Origin of the sequence: Motiliproteus sp. (assembly GCF_965230735.1) — a bacterium.
In the GTDB taxonomy this organism is placed as follows: Bacteria; Pseudomonadota; Gammaproteobacteria; order Pseudomonadales; family Balneatricaceae; genus Motiliproteus.
The window spans coordinates 3,077,270-3,096,667 of record NZ_OZ246016.1 but is presented as its reverse complement, the minus strand read 5'-3'; the positions used below and the strand labels follow the sequence as shown (position 1 = coordinate 3,096,667).

General features: G+C 55.1%; 14 protein-coding genes. 7 read left to right on the top strand and 7 right to left on the bottom strand.

What is annotated here, in order from left to right; genetic code table 11:
- Positions 1-67: 67 nt before the first annotated feature.
- The 3 genes from apbC (at position 68) to ACO05M_RS14235 (ending at position 2,532) form a co-directional block, all read left to right on the top strand.
- A complete protein-coding gene (gene apbC, locus ACO05M_RS14245) occupies positions 68-1,162 on the top strand; it encodes an iron-sulfur cluster carrier protein ApbC (protein ID WP_421864179.1) in 1,095 nt (364 codons plus the stop codon).
- A 152-nt stretch (positions 1,163-1,314) separates the two neighbouring features.
- Entirely contained in the window at positions 1,315-1,881 is a 567-nt protein-coding gene (gene dcd, locus ACO05M_RS14240; protein ID WP_421864177.1) for a dCTP deaminase, read from the top strand.
- An 18-nt stretch (positions 1,882-1,899) separates the two neighbouring features.
- Positions 1,900-2,532, top strand: coding sequence for a hypothetical protein (locus tag ACO05M_RS14235; protein WP_421864175.1), 633 nt, complete (start codon positions 1,900-1,902; stop codon positions 2,530-2,532).
- A gap of 374 nt (positions 2,533-2,906) precedes the next feature.
- On the opposite strand, the gene ACO05M_RS14230 is transcribed toward ACO05M_RS14235, so the two are convergent.
- The 6 genes from ACO05M_RS14230 to lexA form a co-directional block, all read right to left on the bottom strand.
- Positions 2,907-5,993: a PAS domain S-box protein gene (locus ACO05M_RS14230; protein ID WP_421864173.1), complete on the bottom strand. Its 3,087-nt coding sequence runs from the start codon at positions 5,991-5,993 to the stop codon at positions 2,907-2,909.
- Positions 5,994-6,020: 27 nt separating this feature from the next.
- Positions 6,021-7,136 carry an ABC transporter substrate-binding protein gene (locus ACO05M_RS14225; protein WP_421864170.1) on the bottom strand — a complete coding sequence of 372 codons (1,116 nt, stop codon included), beginning with the start codon at positions 7,134-7,136 and terminating at the stop codon, positions 6,021-6,023.
- A complete protein-coding gene (locus tag ACO05M_RS14220) occupies positions 7,133-9,397 on the bottom strand; it encodes a bifunctional diguanylate cyclase/phosphodiesterase (RefSeq protein WP_421864167.1) in 2,265 nt (754 codons plus the stop codon). Before ACO05M_RS14220 ends, ACO05M_RS14225 begins: the two co-directional genes overlap by 4 nt.
- A gap of 186 nt (positions 9,398-9,583) precedes the next feature.
- Complete coding sequence (locus ACO05M_RS14215; protein WP_421864163.1) at positions 9,584-11,074, bottom strand: protein adenylyltransferase SelO; 1,491 nt, start codon at positions 11,072-11,074, stop codon at positions 9,584-9,586.
- A 197-nt stretch (positions 11,075-11,271) separates the two neighbouring features.
- Positions 11,272-11,733, bottom strand: a complete 462-nt coding sequence (locus ACO05M_RS14210; protein WP_421864159.1) for a cell division inhibitor SulA — start codon at positions 11,731-11,733, stop codon at positions 11,272-11,274.
- 2 nt (positions 11,734-11,735) lie between these two features.
- A complete protein-coding gene (gene lexA / locus ACO05M_RS14205; RefSeq protein WP_421864156.1) occupies positions 11,736-12,350 on the bottom strand; it encodes a transcriptional repressor LexA in 615 nt (204 codons plus the stop codon).
- Between the two features lie 114 nt (positions 12,351-12,464).
- Between lexA and dinG the strand changes: the two genes are divergently transcribed.
- The 4 genes from dinG (at position 12,465) to sixA (ending at position 17,618) form a co-directional block, all read left to right on the top strand.
- The gene (gene dinG / locus ACO05M_RS14200; RefSeq protein WP_421864154.1) at positions 12,465-14,579 is read left to right on the top strand and encodes an ATP-dependent DNA helicase DinG; all 2,115 of its coding nucleotides are present in this window, start codon (positions 12,465-12,467) and stop codon (positions 14,577-14,579) included.
- A 115-nt stretch (positions 14,580-14,694) separates the two neighbouring features.
- Entirely contained in the window at positions 14,695-16,089 is a 1,395-nt protein-coding gene (gene rhlB / locus ACO05M_RS14195) for an ATP-dependent RNA helicase RhlB (RefSeq protein ID WP_421864151.1), read from the top strand.
- Positions 16,090-16,112: 23 nt separating this feature from the next.
- Positions 16,113-17,156, top strand: a complete 1,044-nt coding sequence (locus ACO05M_RS14190; protein WP_421864148.1) for an NAD(P)H-dependent glycerol-3-phosphate dehydrogenase — start codon at positions 16,113-16,115, stop codon at positions 17,154-17,156.
- A 6-nt stretch (positions 17,157-17,162) separates the two neighbouring features.
- On the top strand, positions 17,163-17,618 hold the full coding sequence (gene sixA / locus ACO05M_RS14185; RefSeq protein ID WP_421864147.1) for a phosphohistidine phosphatase SixA: 456 nt from the start codon (positions 17,163-17,165) through the stop codon (positions 17,616-17,618).
- Between the two features lie 9 nt (positions 17,619-17,627).
- Here the strand turns inward: sixA and ACO05M_RS14180 are convergent, their stop codons facing one another.
- Entirely contained in the window at positions 17,628-19,286 is a 1,659-nt protein-coding gene (locus ACO05M_RS14180) for a Wzy polymerase domain-containing protein (RefSeq protein WP_421864144.1), read from the bottom strand.
- Between the last annotated feature and the right edge of the window lie 112 nt (positions 19,287-19,398).

Here is a 19,398-nt window from a genome sequence, read left to right as displayed (position 1 = left end):
GATTCGCTATAGTTGACTTTTTCAGTCGGTTTTAACCGGGCCTAGAGTCCGGTCTGTGAGGAAACAGATGAGTGCAACACTGCAGGCGCAGCTCCAATCCGTGTTTTCGGAGTATGTTCCCCCGTTTAGTCAACAGACCCTGAAACAGGCCAAGGCGATCAAGTCGCTGACGGTGGAGGGTTCGGTTTGCAAGCTGCTGCTGGAGCTGGGATATCCGATCAAGTCGATCTGCGACACAATGGTGCCGCAGCTCCGAGACCTGGCTTTGTCCGTCAGCGGTATCGAACAGCTGGAGCTGGAAGTCGACAGCAAAGTCGTTGCTCACCGAGCTCAGAACAACCTCAAGAGTCTGGAGAATGTGCGCAACATTATCGCGGTCGCTTCAGGCAAGGGTGGGGTTGGTAAGTCCACCACAACCGTCAACCTGGCGTTGGCGATGGCGGCTGAAGGAGCCCGGGTCGGGATTTTGGATGCCGATATTTATGGCCCCAGCCAGGGACGAATGCTGGGCATTGAAGCCGGCACCAAGCCCCAGCCGGCCGACAATGCGATGCATCCGGTTCCGGCGCTGGGACTGCAGGCGATGTCGATGAGTCTGCTGGTGGATGAAGATCAGCCGATGGTCTGGCGAGGCCCGATGGTCAGTGGTGCGTTGCAGCAGATGCTGACCCAAACCCTGTGGGATGATCTTGATTATCTGTTTGTCGATATGCCTCCGGGAACCGGCGATATCCAGCTGACGCTGTCTCAAAAAGCGCCGCTGACCGGCGCGGTTATCGTTACTACGCCACAGGATATCGCGTTGCTCGACGCCAAGAAGGGCATCGAGATGTTCCGCAAGGTCGATGTTCCGGTTCTGGGTATTGTCGAGAATATGAGTCTGCATACCTGCAGCCAATGCGGCCATAGCGAGCCGGTGTTCGGTGAAGGTGGCGGGGAGCAGATCGCCGAAAAATATCAGGTGGACCTGTTGGGACGCTTGCCGTTGAAACTATCAATCCGTAAGCAGGCCGATGCCGGTCGTCCGACGGTTATCAATGAGCCGGAGTCTGCCGAGGCCGGTTTCTATCGCGAGATTGCGCTGAAACTGGCGGCGTCGCTGGCTGCTCGGGCGAAGAATTACGCCAATGTGTTCCCGGAGATCGTGGTTCAGAACGACTGAACTCTGGCCTGCTTCGGATCTCGCTGCCGATTTGGCAGCCTTCTGTAAAGCCGCACTGTTTCGGAAAAGTGCGGTTTTTTTGTTGCGTTGCAGGTATCATAGCCCGGTTTGTCCGTACCTTTATTAAATACAGTTGGGATTGAAATAGCATTATGGGTATCAAATCAGACACTTGGATCCGAAAGGCGGCGCTGGAACAGGATATGATTTCGCCTTTTGAACCGGGCCAGGTGCGGAGTCGGGATGGTGAGCGTATCGTCTCTTTTGGCACCTCCAGCTACGGCTACGATGTCCGTTGCGCCAACGAATTTAAGATCTTCACCAATATCAACTCATCCATGGTGGATCCGAAGGATTTCGACCATCAGAGCTTTGTTGATGTGGTTTCCGACGTCTGCATTATTCCGCCCAACTCCTTTGCGTTGGCTCGCACGGTGGAGTATTTCAAGATCCCGCGCGATGTACTGACGATCTGCCTGGGTAAGAGCACCTATGCGCGCTGCGGCATCATCGTTAATGTCACGCCGTTGGAGCCCGAGTGGGAAGGTCACGTCACCTTGGAGTTTTCCAATACGACGCCGCTTCCGGCCAAAATTTATGCCAATGAAGGGGTCGCGCAGATGCTTTTCCTGGGGGCCGATGAGGTCTGTGAAACTTCCTATAAGGATCGTAACGGCAAGTACATGGGGCAGACCGGTGTTGTGGTTCCGCGCACCTAGTCCCGCGCCTAAGTAAAGATGATCCCGAATTACGAAAAGATAACCGAGTTCTGGTGCGAAGTTGTCAGCACCATCGAGGCTCTGCTGCAGGAAACCGATGAGAGTCGAGCCCACGGCTTGCTCAATCATTACGAAAAGCAGCTGAAACGGATCGATGGCAATCTGACCTTCCACTTCGAGCGGAACGAGTCGAACAACCGGATAGAGATGATCATCGGTTGTGACGGCTATGCTCAGTCCATCGCTGCGGTCCTCAGTCTGGTGGATGCTGCGCCGTTGATGGATGGTGTCCAGGTAATCGCATTCAACAACCGCCACGACCCGCTGCCTGAGTGTATTCGGGTGGGGGATGATGATTATTCGATGGATCAATTCTGGTTCAGTCATCGTTTGGAAGGCGGCGAATTTCACCTGTCGATCTATCTGGATGAGCTCGACAGCATGGACGGCAATCCGGCTGTTGAAGCCGTGATGATCTACCTGGATGCGCTGTTGGGTGAGTTCGATCTGATGACCCGGGTCGCCACCCTCTGCTGGTATGACAAACCGGTAGACCCGTTGGACTATGGATTGCGGCCGCTCAGTGAAGTCCGAGATCTGTTCGACGGTCTCAGGGATCGAATCCGTCTTATCGGCGTGACGCTGCACTGATCAGGAGCAAGCCTGGATCAGCAACAACGTAGTGATGGGTTTTGTCGGAAAAGCGGCGTTGGACTCTAGGTCTCAACGCCGTTTTTATTTTCAGTTGTTGGATAGAACGCAGACTTTTTCGTCGTCCTGATCCTCATAATAGCTGTTCATGGATTGTTACTCCCCCCTCTTCAGCTCAGTCCCTTGAACCAGACCCAATGCAGGTGCGTTATCGGTTTGGCCTCATTTATTGCATCGGCCCTGCCTACTAGGACTTTAGTAGAGGATTTTTAAAATTGTCAATTTTTGCGTTGACTGAGAATTCCCGGCAGGGTTGATTCGGCTTCAATCACAGCCTGGGCTTTCTGACTGTCAACCCGCGAGTTGGACCGAACTCAGAGGGGAAGTTCCGCCTCGGGGGTTTCCGAAATGGGGGCGTTCAGAGGGAGCCTCAGAATCATTCGGGTACCGTGCTCGAGTTGGCTGTCGATCTCAACGCTGCCGCCCAGAACCTGATTTGTCAGGTTGTGAACGATATTCAGTCCCAGCCCGGAGCCGCCCTTGCCGAGCTTTGAGGTGTAGAAAGGATCGAACACCCGGCCGATATCTTCAGGAGCAATGCCGCATCCGTTATCGCTGACGCAGAGTTCGACCTGATCCTCTCCCAGCGGCTGGGCTGTGACATCGATTTGTCCCTCGTTTCGCCCCTCTAAGCCATGCAGCAGCGAGTTGTTAATCAGGTTGGTCAGTACCTGTCCCAATGGTCCCGGGTAGCTATCGAGCTGTAGGGTCTCTGGAATCTCGCAGCGCAGTTCGAAGGGGGTTTTCTTCAGGCTTGGTGCCAGGGTTAAGGCGATCTCGTTGACGACTTCGTGCAGCTTGAAACTACGCCGTTGAGAGCTGGTTTGGTCAATGGCGACCTGTTTGAAACTGCTGACCAGCTCCGAGGCCTTGTGCAGGTTATGCTCCACAATGGTACAGCCGGCCCGTGCATCGTCGACAAACTGAACGAGGCTGGATCGTTTTAACGACCCCTGCTCGAAGTCTTTCTCCAGCAGGCGGGCGTGTTCATCCAAGGTGGTGGCAGCCATCAAAGAATTACCGATCGGTGTGTTCAGCTCGTGGGCGATGCCGGCCACCAGTGATCCCAGTGCCGCCAGCTTTTCCGATCGAACCAGCTCGTCCTGGGCCAGCTTCAGGCTCTGCAGGGCGCTCTGCAACTCCATATTTGTTTGGGCCAGCTCGCTGGTTCGTTCCAGAACCCGGGTTTCCAGCGACTGATTCAGCTCGTGGATTTTGCGTTGAGCCTGCAGCTTATGGGTAACGTCCTGGTAGGATCTGAGGACCAGATGTTCACCACCGACCTGCAGGACCCTGGCAGAGATGTTACAGGTGATGATGTTGCCATCCTGCTTCATCATCTCAATCTCAAAATCATTGACCTGTCCCTGGGCGATCAGGATCTCGGCAATCTGCTGGCGTTTGATCGGATCCGGCCAGATGCCCAGATCATCGCTGGTATGGCCGATGGCATTGTTACGGCTGATCCCCAGGAGTCGGCACCAAGCATCGTTACAGTTGAGGAAGCGGGGGGTGTTGGAGAAGTAGGACACCGACATCGCAACGGGGGACGAGTCAAAAAAGGAGATAAATTTCTGCTCGCTGCTGCGCAGTTTCGCCTCCATCCGCTTGCGTTCACTGACATCGTCGATCGAGCTCATGATCGCGATGACATCACCCTTGTTATCTTCGATCGGCTGGTTGTACCACTGACAGGTAATAATCCGACCGCCGGCAGTTATGTTGTTGATTTCGCTTCGATAGCCTCCAATGTTGGCGAGCAGGGTCGCCATCACTCCCTCCATCCGGTCCTGCTCTTCTGGCGGCACGATAAACATCATCGGCTTACCCAGTGCACGCTCGCGTGGGTAGCCGAAGATCTCCTCGGCTGACTCATTCCATTCACGCACATTACCGTTGAGGTCCCATTCGATGACTGCAACCGGACTCTGTTGAATCAGCGCTCGGTAGCGTTGCTCACGCTCGCGGAGCGTTCGCTCAACCAGGCGCAATTCCGACAGATCGATGTCCATAATGGCGGTGCGTGGTGGTGAATCGTCCGGGCCGGGAATCAGAAATAGCGTAGAGAGAACATTGGCCACCGATCCATCCTTGCAGGTGATTTCACACTCTTTGGGGCCGATGGTTCCGCCTTCGCGAAGCAGTGTTTGCTGATCTCGGAAAAACGACAGCTGTTGCTGGTGGCTGTAGCGGAGATGGTTCAGGTCCTTACCGATCACGTCTTCTCGCTTGAACTTGTATAACCGCTCGGAGGCGGTATTCCAGTACAAGACCCGACCTTGATCATCGAACCACTGGATGGCGACGTTAGGGGTCTGCTCCATCGTCGCTCGCAGACTGGCTTCGCTGTTACTCAGCTCCCGCTCCCGTTGCTGGATGGCTGCCGACATCGCTTGTAGATGACGACTCAGGGCGGTGAACTCAGCGATATGGATCTCAGGCCAGCGCAGATCGTAATTTCCACTGGCAAGCTGGTGAGCGTTGTCGGAGTATCGCTTGATCCTGCGGCTGAGCCCCTGGGACAACAGCACGCCGCTGATCAGTGCTGCCAGTAGGGCGAGAATACAGGCCGCGATTGCGGCTTCGGTGGCCAGCCAGACAAAGCGGTAAGCATGTTCTTTGGCCTGGGACACCAACACCAACCAGCCCAGCTTGGGCACGACAACCGAAGAGCCGATCAGTTGCTGATTCTGGAATCGAAACTCTTCGGTGGAGAGTCCATCTTTCAAACCCTTGGTGACAATGTCGAGATTGCGCAGGCTCAGCTGCTGTCCCGTGAGATTGGGGTCCGGATGGGAGATCAGTTGCGCATTGCGATCGATCAACATGGTGGTCAGATGCGAGTTGCTGTTCTGACGCGATGAAATCTCAGATAGTTCGCGCATGGACAGCTCGGCCACCAGGGTGAAGTCGCCGTCGATCGGTAGTGCGAGCGCGACCGCCAGGTCTCCTGAAATCGCTGATAAGTAGGTGCTCGACCACACACGACTGTGCAGGCCGCGGGAGCGCCGATAGAACGCTTTGCGGGAGATGTCGACCCCTAAATAGGTTTCACGCTCGGGGTGACGTTTGGGCGGCAGTCCGATCTCCAGTGTACTACCGCGATTGTCGATGATGGAGATTGATTCGTAGATGTCGCTGTCACCGATATGGGCATCCAACAAGGGCTGCCAGGTTCCGGCCCGGCGGGGCAGACGTCCCTTCAGGTAATTGGCCAGCGAGGTTAATTCATGTTCGGCCCCGCCCAAGCGGCCTTCCAGATTGGCGGCGACGGCGTGAGCAATGTCCTGATGACCGGATTCAACATCGGCACGGATCTGTGGAATCACCCATAGATAGGAGATCAGCGCCAGTGCGATCAACGGAAACGCTGTGATCAGCGCGATCTGCACAGACAGCATTTGGCTTAATCGCCACTGTATCATCGGCTACTCTACCACTCGGAAGCGACCGTTAATCACTTGGGTGATATAGGTGCGGTTTTTGGTATCGCCATAGTCATCAAAACGGATCGGCTTCTGTACCCCCTCGAAGGTACGGATTCGCAGCAGCGCCTGTTTGAGACTTTCTCCTTGCCGTTGCTGCCGTAGTGCCTCGAAGACAATCTGGGTCGAGTTGTAGCTTACCAGTGCCGGAAAACCGGGCTCCTGCCCAAAGCGTTTCATGAAGGTATCACGAAAATTAAGATACTTGCTCGCTTTGCTGCTTCGGTCCAGATACTGGGACACGAATACGCCTTCTGTTGCTTGGCCCCCCAGTTCGATCAAACGCTCGGTACCGGCCCATTCGGATGTCAGAATCTGCACCTGCAGGTCGTACTTACGGATATGTTGGATCAGTAGGGCTGCGTCAACCGAATTGCTGACCAGGGCGATACCCTGAGCCTGGGTTTCGACCAGCTGCCTGGCCAGCTGGGGAAACGGGGCGTGGGTGGAGGATACGAAGGGGATCACTTCGATGATAGTGCCGCCGCCGGCTTTAAAAGCCTCGCTGAAATCATCCACCCAGCTCTGTGTGTAGGCGCGATTGCGGGTATCCATAATCAACGAAAAACTGCGAATGCCTTGATCCAGCTGGTAACGTGCGTGGTGGGATGCATTGTGCCGGGTGGCGGCCAGGGTACGGAAAAACAGGTCGTCACGCCCGGTCAAATTATTGGTGGTTACGGTGGTACCCATCACCAGGGTTCCGGAGGCGGTCGCAATCGGTTCCACCACCACGGCCATGGCGCTGGTCATGGGGCCGATGATGGCGGTGACGGGCAAGCTGGTCAGTTCGGTGGCATGTTTGGCTGCAAGCTTGGGATTTTGCTGATCGTCTCGAATTAACAGTTCAACGGGGCGATCGTTAATCCCTCCACGTGCATTGACCTGTTCGGTGGCCAGGATGGCTGCGTTACGACCATTGACGCCCAGGTCTGCTACCCGGCCGGAGGTGCCGCCGATAAAACCGATTTTTATCGGTTCCGGTTCGCCGCAGCCCTGGAGCAGCAGCAAGACGGCTACGATCGTCAGGAACCGGTCTGCTTTCAGCGTTGGAATCATGCTGAAGTATCCCGTGGCGTCGTCTTCGGCAGCTGATTCATCAACCAGCGCAGCAGGGCGTCAGCTTCCATGGGTTTGGCGTAGAAGTACCCTTGGGCTTCATGGCAGCCGAGCTCGGCCAGACGCTCGGCCTGCTGCTGGTCTTCGACCCCTTCAGCGATAACCTGCAGGTTGAGGCTGTGGCTCAGTTCAATCACCATCTCCGCAATACTGCGCGAGTCTTGGGACTCACAGAGTTGATCAACAAAAGCACGGTCAATCTTGAGGCGGTCGATACTAAGCCGCTGCAAGTAGGACAGCGATGAAAAACCGGTGCCGAAATCGTCAATCGCCACCTGCACGCCGCGGGCTTTGATCTGTTTCAGAATATCCAGGAGATAGTCGGCTTCGAGCATGGCGACGGACTCGGTGATCTCCAGTTCGATCAGGCATGGGTCGACACCGCTATCGGCCAGGGCGCGGTCCAGCGTGCCCAGAAAATCTTCGGATCGAAATTGGATAACCGATACATTGACCGCCATTCGCAGCTCGGGAAACCCCGAGTTATGCAGTAGACGGGCCTGGGCGAAGGCGGTCCGCATAACCCACTCGCCGATCGTAGCGATGATGCCGGATCGTTCGGCCAAGGGGATAAAGACATCTGGGGGGATGAAGTAGCCCTGTTCATCACGCCAGCGGATCAGCGCTTCGCAGCCGATCGGCCTGCCGTCCGGCAAGGATATCTGGGGTTGGTAATGGAGGTAGAGACGCTGGTGTTCGAAGCTAAGTCGAAGATCCTGAAGCATCTTGACCCGTGACTGGATCTCCAGCCCCATCTGTCGGGTGTAGACACCAAGCTGCCCCCGTTGGGTCTGTTTGGCCTGGTTGAGGGCCGTGCTGGCGGCTTTGAGTGCACCTTGTCCGCCGCCTTCCACTTCACTCAAATGCGCGAGCCCGAAGGTGGCGGATAGGGTTTGCTCGTTGCCTTCGATGCTGAAAGGGGGGCCAAACAGCCGTTGGACCTTTTCTGCCGGGATTTCACCGGAGGGGCCGAAAATGGCAAATATATCGCTGGTGATGCGGGCTAGAAAGAGGGAGGGCTGGCAGAATTGCTGGAGTCGCTGGCTGACCTGACGCAGCAACTGATCACCGTATTGATGGCCCAAGGCATGGTTCAGCTCGGAGAAGTGGTCGATATCAACCATCATGATCGCCAGGGATCCCGGTCCTTCATCACCGACGACCCGGTCGATCTGTTCAATAAGATGGTGGCGGTTGGGTAACAGCAGTAGCTGGTCGTAATAGGCTTGATGTTTAAGGTTGCCGAACAGTGACATGTTATTCAGGCAGACCGAAATATTGCTGCAGAACACCTCTAACAGCGCCCGGAAGTGGGTATCCGGCAGTTGTATGGTCTGTAAATACAGGCACATGTCTCGACCGGTACTGCAGGGGAAGAACAGTGTAATTCCGTCTTCGTCGAAGCGATGCTGACGCAGCTCAAAGGCTCGTTGTAGTGCGTTGCGCATCGGCTCGTTGCTCAGTTGTTCAACCGTTTGATCAAGGGTATTCCGGTACTGACCCGTAGCGGCAACGATGCAGTCACTGGAACTGGTTGTTACGGGATCTGATAGCCGTGCGCAGGCAACGCCGTCGGCTTCGTAGCCCAGCAATGTCGAAATTTGGGTGATGACGGCGTCAGCGAAATCCCTGAGGTTGTGGGTGGCGATCAACGTGGCACTGCTGCTGACAATCAGATCCAGGCCTTTGCGGTTCGTGTTGATGGTGCGTATCTGGAGATATGATCGTAAAGCTGCTGTCAGAGTGGTGTAGAGCTTGGTGCGGGTGAGCTCGGCTTTGGTTTTGTAATCATTGATGTCGTAGTCTCGGATGACATCAATTTCGGGTGCGTACCCCGGCTGGCCGGTCCGGAGGATCAGGCGGACATCTTCAAGTTTCAGCTCTTCGCGGATCTGTTGGACCAATTTCAACCCGGCGTCATCGCGTTCCATGACGACGTCCAGCAGTACGGCTGCAATATCCGAATGCTGCTCTAATAAATGCCTGGCCTCCGCGGCGGAGTAGGCGTGAAGAAATTCCAGTCGGCGGTCGAGGATCGTGACATTGCCGAGGGCATACAGGGTCGAGCTGTGCACCGTCTCATCGTCATCAGCGATCAGTATGCGCCAGGTGGCGGATTGCTCTGCTGATACTTCACTCGGGTCTTCATCCAAGAAAACCAGCTCATCGTCAGCATCGCCTGACCTGGTGATTTCCGTCATAAATTCTGCCTGGATAGTGATAACGGGATCTTCTTGATTCTAGTCAAAATAATGAAACATACGCCAACCATTGACCTGGATATATTAGTCAATCATTAAGCGTGATGGAGCAGGGCGCTGCAGCGTCACCCGGCTTTTTAGAATTAAATTGTTCAAATTCGACACTGCCATTGGAGGACTGTAATGCTATGAAGAGCAACTGACGCAGATGTCGCCAGCCCCTTCAGGGCTGGGGGCGGCGTAGTGCTCAAACTCTGGATGTTCGTCAAATGGTTGCTGCAGAACTTTCGCCAGCCGTTCGATTTCAGCATTGTCGCCTTGTTCGGCAAACTCGATGGCTTGTTGAGCCAGGTAGTTACGCAGGATGAATTTGGGATTGCTGGCCGACATTTGTTGGGCCCGCTCCGAGCTCGATCCGGAAGGCTCAAACTGTATTAAGTGATCCTGGTAGCTTTCTATCCAGCGATGGATCGCTTCGGGGTCAGCTTGTTGCAACAGCCAGTCGTTAAGATCCGGGTGGGGCTTAGATTCATGCAGATAACCCAGACCACGAAAAAAACGGCAGTAGTCCATAGGTTGCTCGGTCAGTAGCTTGAGCAGTGAGCGAATCAATTGATTATCGGCTTCGACTCTTGATGAATCATCGTCATCGCTGAGTCCCAGTTTGGCGCGCATCAAACTGAGGTAAGTGGACTGCAGCACCGTTTCGTAGTGACTCAAGGCTTGCTCTATCTGCTCATGACTTAACAGCGGCGAGAGCGCCTGTGCCAGACACAGGCAATTCCAATAGCCGATCCCGGGTTGGCGCTGATAGGCGTAGCGCCCCTCGCTATCGGAGTGGTTGCAGATATGGGCAGGATCGTAGTGATCCAGAAACCCATAAGGACCGTAGTCGAGAGTGAGACCGAGAATGGAGAAATTATCGGTATTCATCACGCCGTGGCAGAACCCGGCCGCCTGCCATTGAGCCATCAGGCTGGCGGTACGCTTGACGATCTCGGTGAACCAAGCGGCGTAGGGGGCAGTTTGGTGGCGGCATTCGGGAAAGTAGTGCTCAATACAGAAGTCACTTAACTGATGTAACTCAGCAATCATTCCGCGGCTGAAAAAATGCTCGAAAGATCCGAAGCGAAGATGACTCGGAGCTGTTCGTATCATCACCGCCGCTTGTTCGGGTTGCTCTCGAAAGACCGGCGTATCGCTAATGGCGATTGCCAGAGCCCGGGTGGTGGGAATTCCCAAACCGGCCATGGCTTCGCTGGCCAGATACTCGCGTACTACGGAGCGAACTACCGCCCTTCCATCAAAGCCACGCGAATAGGGCGTAGGTCCGCTGCCTTTGAGTTGTATCTCATGGTGGATTCCGTTGAGATCCTGAACCTCACCGATAAACATCGCGCGACCATCACCAAGAGCCGGGTTGAACTGGCCGAACTGATGACCGGAATAGGCACTGGCGAAACCGTTGATTGACTCCGGTAATGATGGTTTAGCAAGGAAACTGCAGAAGTTAACCGGATCAAAATCCGTCTCGGTAAGACCCAGTTGATCGAGCAATACCCGGTTTAACTGCAGAAGACGGGGATTGATCAGCGCACGAGGCTGAACCGGTGACAGAAACTCGGGTTCGGGCAACTGCAGATAGCGACAGGGTTGGAGTCGATCAGATTGAAACACAGGCAGATCCGGTTAATTTTTGAATAGTTAACCAATTTACTCGGGTATTATCAATCAACAGCAGTTTAGAGAGGGATCAAAGGCTTATGCTGAACGGGGGCGGTAAAAAAGCGCCCTCGGTGATGAGGGCGCTGGCCGAGCAGTCCGGAGTGGGCATGTTCCAGAGAAGGGGGAGAGGCCGGCCTGAGAAAATTGAACTAGCGTGGTTGGATCAGAATGGCGTGGCTTTTGCCCTGCTTGGCAGCCTGTTCCAATAAGCTGAGCTCATCGTGCTGCAGCTGTCCCGGCCAGCTGATGACTGCATGGCAGGTGCCGGTGGTCAGGGCTTTGCGGGCCAGTTCCAGGGTATTGTTGTCCCCTTTGGGCTGCAGCATCATAATCTTGTTGATGTCGATACCGGCTTCCAGCAGCCAACCCTTGGGCAGTTTCAACGGCGGGGCGATCCAGGCAAACCAGCGATCATCACGGCTCAGCTGGGCCAATAACGGCATCAGCAGCTGGAAGTTGTACTCGTCTTCATCGGGCATGATGATTTGGGTGATTTTACCCGCCATGCCGTGATTGAGAGGGTTGGGCAACCCTGAGTTGTTGCTGCCTAACGATTGTTGTTGGTAAGCGGTGACCGGATAAGCTGTACGCTGTGAGTGCAGTGACATCATGGTTAGCTACCTTTTCTGAGTACGCCGACGGCTAAGCCTTCAATCGTCAGCTCCTGACGCTTCAGATCAACCTCGATCGGATCAAAATCTCTATTTTCGGCGATGAGCTGGACCTTTGATCCCTTTTTCTGGAATCGTTTGACGGTAACTTCATCGTCTAGTCGGGCGACAACGATCTGTCCGTTTCTGGCTTCGCGGGTCTGATGAACAGCGAGCAGGTCGCCTTCAAGAATGCCGGCATCGATCATGCTCAGGCCCTGTACACGAAGAAAATAGTCCGCTTTCGGGGAGAAAAAGTCCGCCGGCACCGCACAGTGTTCGTCGATATTCTCCTGAGCCAGCACTGGATGGCCGGCGGCGACTCGACCGACGATTGGTAAGCCCGCTTCGCTGCCCTCGGTATCCATGTCCGGAATACGGATTCCTCGAGAGGTGCCGGGAATCATCTCGATGGCGCCTTTGCGCGCTAATGCCTTGAGGTGTTCTTCGGCGGCATTGGCAGAGCGAAAGCCGAGCTCACGGGCGATGTCGGCACGTGTTGGCGGATATCCGGTGGTTTCTATATAGTGCCGGATGCAGTCGAGTACTTCGGTTTGACGCTGGGTTAGCTTGATCATGGTTGGTTCCGCTAACTGTTTTTTTGTACAGTATATGTGTTTTTATACAGTTGTCTAGCCAGTGTGGAAAATTAGTTTCGCCTGCACGGCAACAAAGCGACGGAACTCGAGTGCGTGAGTGATATCCCCGAACACCTGAAAACTGAAATTCAACAGGCTTACAGTGCTTACCTGGAAAGCCGTGAGTTAAAGCCGCGGTATGGGCAGAAATTGATGATCGCCGAGATCGTCAAAGGGCTGCTGGATACCGAGCAACAACCACCGATCTGTGTGGTGGAAGCGGGTACCGGTACCGGAAAAACGGTCGCTTACCTGTTAGCCGTACTGCCGCTGGCCAAGCACTTGGGCAAGAAGCTGGTGCTGTCCACTGCGACGGTGGCGCTGCAGGAGCAGATCGTCATGAAAGATCTGCCGGAGCTCCGTCAGCATAGCGGGCTTTCGTTTGACTATGCCCTGGCTAAGGGGCGGGGGCGTTATCTGTGCCTGAGCAAGCTCGACCAATGGCTGTCCAGTGATGCTCAGAACCCCACACTGGCGCTATACGAGGATGAGCTGGCGCTACGATTACCCAGTGAAACCCTGGATCTCTACCAAGAGTTGGCGGATCGTTACATCAAGGGGGATTGGGATGGCGAGCGTGACAGCTGGCCGGAAGAGATTGCGCAGGATGTTTGGAGCGGCGTTACCACCGACCATCGCCAGTGTACCAATCGGCGCTGCTCCAATTTCAGTTCCTGCTGTTTTTACAAGGCTCGTAACGATCTTGACCAGGCGGACTGCATTGTTGCCAATCACGATCTGGTGATGTCCGACTTGTCGTTGGGCGGGGGCGCAATACTGCCCGATCCCGAGGAAACCCTCTATGTGTTTGACGAGGGACACCACCTGGCCGACAAAGCACTTAACCATTTTTACAGTCAACTGCGGCTCAACAGTTGGCGAAACTGGCTCAAGCAGTTACCCAAGACACTGAAACGCATGCTCAAGGAGATGAAGGAGCCGGACACCCTGGTTCGGGGACAGGCGGGCCTGGATGCTTTGATCAGCGATACACTGGAACTGTTGCAGCGGCTCGACTCGCCACTTCAGGTTCTGATTGCGCAACTGCCTGAGGATGATCGGCGGGACGGCAGCCGGCATTTTCGTTTCTCTCAGGGGCGGGTGCCTGCTGATATTCTGGAGCTGGCGCGGCAGATTGAGCCGCGAGCCCGGGATCTTCAGTTGCAACTGGATACCTTGACAGAGAAACTCAAAGAAGCAATCTCGGAACCGATCACCGGGATCGACAAGGAGCTGGCCGAACGCTGGTATCCAACGATTGGACGGTTATTGGCAAGATCCGAAGCGGCACGGGCGTTATGGCGGGCGTTGATCGCCGAAGACAGTCCCAACCAGCCACCTTCAGCCCGATGGTTGAGCTTTCACCAAAGTCCGGAAGGAGAGGAGCTGGAGTTGTGCTGTAGTCCTATTCTGGCTGCACAGACGCTTGATCAACAACTCTGGCAACGCTGCGGTGCGGCTGTGGTCACCTCGGCCACGCTGACCGCGCTGGGCCGATTCGATCAGCTGCAGCTTCGCAGCGGTTTGCCCCGGGATTCGCGTTTTGCCGTGGTCCCGAGTCCATTTAACCACCAGCAGGCGGCTTCGCTGAGAATCCCCAAGCTTGATGCTTCACCGGCCGATCCCCAGGCCCACGACGAAGCGATTGCCGAGGAGTTGCAGCGATGTCTGGCTGATGATGAGGCCGCACTGGTGCTGTTCAGTTCCTGGCGTCAGATGCTTGCGGTACGTGATCGACTCGGCGCGGTATTGTCGGGTCGGGTATTGGCTCAGGGGGATCATTCCAAGCAGGCTTTGCTGAAACTGCATAAGCAACGGGTCGATGAAGGTCAAGGGTCGGTGCTGTTTGGGTTGAACTCATTTGCCGAAGGGGTCGATCTTCCCGGCGATTATCTACGTCATGTGGTGATCGCCAAGATTCCCTTTGCCGTACCCGGTCAGCCCGTGGAAAAGGCGCTGGATGAGTGGATTCGCGAGCAGGGACGTGATCCCTTTATGGAAGTCGCGGTTCCCGATGCCTCGGTTAAACTGATCCAGGCTTGTGGGCGATTGCTGCGTGCTGAATCCGACCAGGGGCAGATCTCTATTCTGGATAATCGGTTGACCTCTCGCCGCTACGGACGAGCACTACTTGCCGCACTTCCTCCCTATCGTCGTGAACCGGGATAGGATCGGCGTGGTCGGGGTCTAATTCCGATGGGAACGGTTGCGAATATGCTCTAAAATATCGCGCTTTCAAGGGCCGGTCTCTACCACCCTTTTGTTCAGTTGACGAGGTGTTGCATTGTTTAAGTGGTTTTCAAAATCTAAATCTACCGCCGAAGTTCCCTCGCCATCTCCGAAGACTGAGACTGCTTCCCGCCGGCCTGCTAAGCCGAAGCCCTCCAAACCTGATGCTAACGCCGGCAAGGCTGATCAAAACAGCAGGAGCAGCAAGCCCAATAAACCGCGTTCCAAAGCGTCGACTAAGCCGAGCTGGAACCCGGACCAGTTTGTCGTACCAACCGAAGAGGGCAAGGTCCGCTTCCATGATCTGGATCTGCCCGATACGGTGATGCACGCGATCGCCGATCTGGGATTTCAGTACTGTACCCCGATCCAGGCTCAGACCCTGGTTCATACTCTGGAAGGCAAGGATCTGATCGGTAAGGCCCAGACCGGGACCGGTAAAACTGCCGCCTTTCTGATCAGTATCATCACCGATCTGATCGACTACCCCCTGGGCGGTCGCCGTCCCAACGGTAAGCCCCGTGCCCTGGTTGTTGCACCGACCCGTGAGTTGGTCATGCAGATCGCCAGCGATGCCGAAGGGTTGATCCAGCATAGCGGCATGAAAGTCGTCACCCTGGTGGGTGGCATGGACTATGAAAAGCAACAGCGTCAGTTGCGCCAGAATCAGATCGACATTCTGGTGGCGACACCGGGTCGACTGCTCGATTTTAACCAGAAGGGTGAGGTGGATCTGAGTGGTGTCGAGGTGTTGGTGTTGGATGAAGCTGATCGGATGCTGAGTATGGGCTTTATTCCGGATGTGCGGGCGATCATCCGAAGTACGCCGCATAAGAAAGACCGTCAGACCCTGCTGTTTAGTGCCACCTTCTCGGATCAGATCATGCATTTGGCTTCGCTCTGGACGCTGGATGCGGTCACCGTTGAGATCGAGTCCGAACAGCTCACCGCTGATACCGTCGAACAGATCGTTTATCTGGTGGGTGAGCAGGAAAAGTTTAATCTGCTTTACAACCTGGTACGTCAGCAGGAGCTTGAGCGGGTGATGGTGTTCGCCAATCGCCGAGATCAGACACGTCGCCTGACTGAGCGTTTGAAGCGCAGCGGGGTCGAGACCGCCATGCTTTCCGGTGAGGTCAGCCAGGCCCAGCGGGTCAAGACGCTGGAGGCTTTTCGCAGTGGTCGGATTAAGGTGCTGGTGGCGACGGATGTTGCCGGGCGGGGTATCCATGTAGACGGCGTGAGTCATGTGATCAACTACAATCTGCCCGAGGATCCGGAAGATTACGTCCATCGTATCGGCCGTACCGGTCGTGCCGGTGCGGAAGGTATCTCCTACAGTTTTGCCTGTGAAACCGATGCGTTTATGTTGCCGGATATCGAAGAATTGATTGGGCGTCGTCTGCCTTGCCAGCATCCCGAGCAGCAGCTGCTTGAGTCGCCACGATAATGCCCATGGATAGCGAAGCGTCAATGTCTAACCCTGGTATTGAAGCCAACACCATTAGTGTTTTGGGTGGAGGAAGCTTCGGCACCGCTGTGGCTAATATCGCAGCCCTGAACGGCTACAACGTCTATCAATGGATGCGAAATGCCGATCAGGCTGAGCAGATGAACCAGGAGCGGGAGAATAAACGCTACCTGCCCGGTTTTGAACTTGCTCCCGGCCATCGAGCCGTTACCGATCTGGATGCGGTAAGTCGTAGCCAGGTGGTCTTTGTCTCCATTCCGAGTCGTAACTTCCGGGAAGTGGTGCAGCAGGTTGTGCCGTTGTTGCAACCCGGACAGATGCTGATCAGCACCACAAAAGGGATCGAGCCGGGCAGCTTTCGTCTGATGAGTCAGATCCTCGCCGAGGAAGCACCGCAGTGTCGTGTCGGGGTTCTCAGCGGTCCGAACCTGGCGAAGGAGATCGGGACTCGACAGCTCACAGCGACAGTAATCGCCAGCGAACACAATGAGCTTTGCACGACGATTCAGACCATCCTGCACTGTGATTTTTTCCGGGTATATGCCGGCTCGGACATGTATGGGGTTGAGCTGGGTGGTGCACTGAAGAATATCTATGCGATCGCTGCCGGCATGAGTTCAGCGCTGGGAATGGGTGAGAACACCCGCAGCATGCTGATGACCCGTTCCTTGGCAGAGATGAGCCGCTTTGCGGTAAGGATGGGGGCGGATCCGCTGACTTTCCTCGGGTTGGCCGGGGTTGGTGATCTGATCGTGACCTGCATGTCACCGCTGAGTCGCAATTACCGGGTCGGCTTCGCTCTGGGCCAGGGGCGTAATCTGGATGATGCGGTTGAAGAGCTGGGTGAAGTGGCCGAAGGAGTCAACACGCTCAAATACGTTAAAGCCAAGGCGGATGAGCTGGAGGTTTATATGCCGCTGGTTCAAGGACTATATAAAGTGGTGTTCGAAGGTCAGCCGGTTGAGCGCGTGATCGGCGGCATGATGATGGCCGCCCAGGGTGATGATGTGGCTTTCGAACTGCTGGATCGCTCCGGCGAGGTTTGACTGGCGATGGCTTTACAGCTGTTGTTGATGCGACATGGTGAGGCGGCTTTCAGTTCACCGGATGAGCTGCGAGAGTTGACCGAGCGAGGGCGTGAACAAACACGACAGGTAGTTCGTCAACGGTTGAGTGCTCTGGTTGGTATCGATCGGGTTTATGTCTCACCCTACCTGCGTGCCCGGCAAACCCTGGAACTGATGGAATCCCTGGCTGGACTGCCTGGTGCAGAACTTTATTCCGGACTGACCCCTGACAGCGATGTAGATGCGCTGGTTGAATGGTTGCAGCCTCAGCAGGGCAAGCTCTTGTTGGTGGCCCATAATCCTTTACTGAGTCGACTGTTGAGCCGATTGACGAACAACTCGGGACAGTACGGTTTTGATACCAGCACTCTGGCCCAGTTGTCGATGCCGTTAGCTGCAAGTGGATGTGCGGACCTGGACTGGATCGAATATCCTCGCTGAGCGATGGAATCAGTTCGTAGGCTGATGAATAGTCGCTCCTGACCCAACAGGTACGCCGATCGGCAGACCTTTATCCTGATCAAGCTTCTGTAGCATTTTTTGAGCCGACAGCATCAGCTCGGTGGTGGGGTAGATGCTCAGACCACGGCGCATCAATTGATAGCTACGCTGGTAATCCCCCAGATGGTGAAATGCGAACGATAGACCGGAGAACAATGCCGCATCGGGCATCTGGATCAGGCGCTGTTCGGCCCAGCGGGTATATTCTTCGGTGATCTCGATGTTGTCGGTCTTGATGGCGTAGTTCAGCAGTGTCTGCATCCGAATAAAATCGGCGGTATTTGCGAAGTAGATATTGCGCGAGGGAATGTCGAGTAGTTCAAAGCTCTTTGTTTGCGCAATGTTAAACTGAAAAATCATTCGACTCGCCAGCAGGCTGTGGCTGAAGAAAATCGCCGCCAGTACCGGCAGACTGATACCCAGACCGAGCATACAGGCACGGGCGTAACGGCTTAGCTGGAATGCCTTGGTGGTCACTCGATGGGTGGCAACAATGGCGATCAGGCTGATAAACAACAGCCAGTGCAGCTGAGAGATATAGAACGGCAGCTCAACCTGAGTGTGTAGCGTGATCGGCAGTAACAGTGCTAGATAGGCGCCGCCCCGTTGCCAGCCTAGTCCGAAGCAGACCTTCAGAAAAGCCAGCGTCAGCACCACAATCCCGCTTAGTGCGATCAAGCCCCCTTCAACACCCCAGTAAAGAAGCTCGTTATGGGGATGGCTGAGACGGGGGGCCAGGATTGCCGCATCGGGGTGCGCTTCCAGATAGGTCGCTTTTTTGTCGTGCCAGACCGGCTGAAAACGACCGATACCATGACCGAAAATAGGTTTCTCCAGAATCAGCTCAAGACTGGAGTCGTACATCATCCGGCGGACATCGTTGCGGGTTGGGTCTTCAGATGTCCGGGAAGCCTGGCTAAGCTTTTCCAGCCCCTGCGTCAGGCCGCCGGTCTTGCTGTCAATCTGATTTCCGGCCAGAACACCTAGAGTCAAGAAAACTGAAGCCAGTAATAAACCTCTGCCACGATTCCGCAACAGCTGCCGATATCGGCTGGCAAAAATCAGTAGCATACCGCCAAAGATCGCCAAAATGCCGGTACGGGAGCCGCTGGTTATCACGATCAGGCTGCAGAGGAAGATGCTGAGTAAGACGATGGCTTTTAAGAAAATGTTTCGATGCCGGAACGAGGGCACCGTGGATAAAAAAATGGCGATTAGCAGTCCGGTTGCCAGATAGCTGGCAGCCAGATTCTGCTGCTGAAAAATTCCTCGAGGGATTCCGGCAGATTGGCTCATCCAGTCGGGTGGAGAGTCTAATACCAGTAGATGGACTAGGCAGTAAAACGCCTGGAGTAAGGCCGATCCCATCAATATGTAGAGCAGATTATCACGCTGACGACGATTTAAGCGGAACTGCGCCAGACTGAAGAACAGCAGCATGCCACCCCAGATCGACAGGCTTCGGAACATCCATGAGGTGGGTTCAGAAACTGTGCCTATCGCACCAACCAGGGTTGTAACGGTCAAAAAAAACAGGATCGCGACCGTCATCTTGGGAATACGAACCAGGCCGCTATAGCCCAGTTTCAGTAAGCCCGTTGCAATCACAAAGACTGCGGCGATCCAAACGGTGTTATTGAAGGGAAGAAACAGCCCTTCGCCGCCAAGGTTGTGTTGGTAGTAGAGGGGTGCTAGCAGAAAAAGTATCCCGAAAAGAACG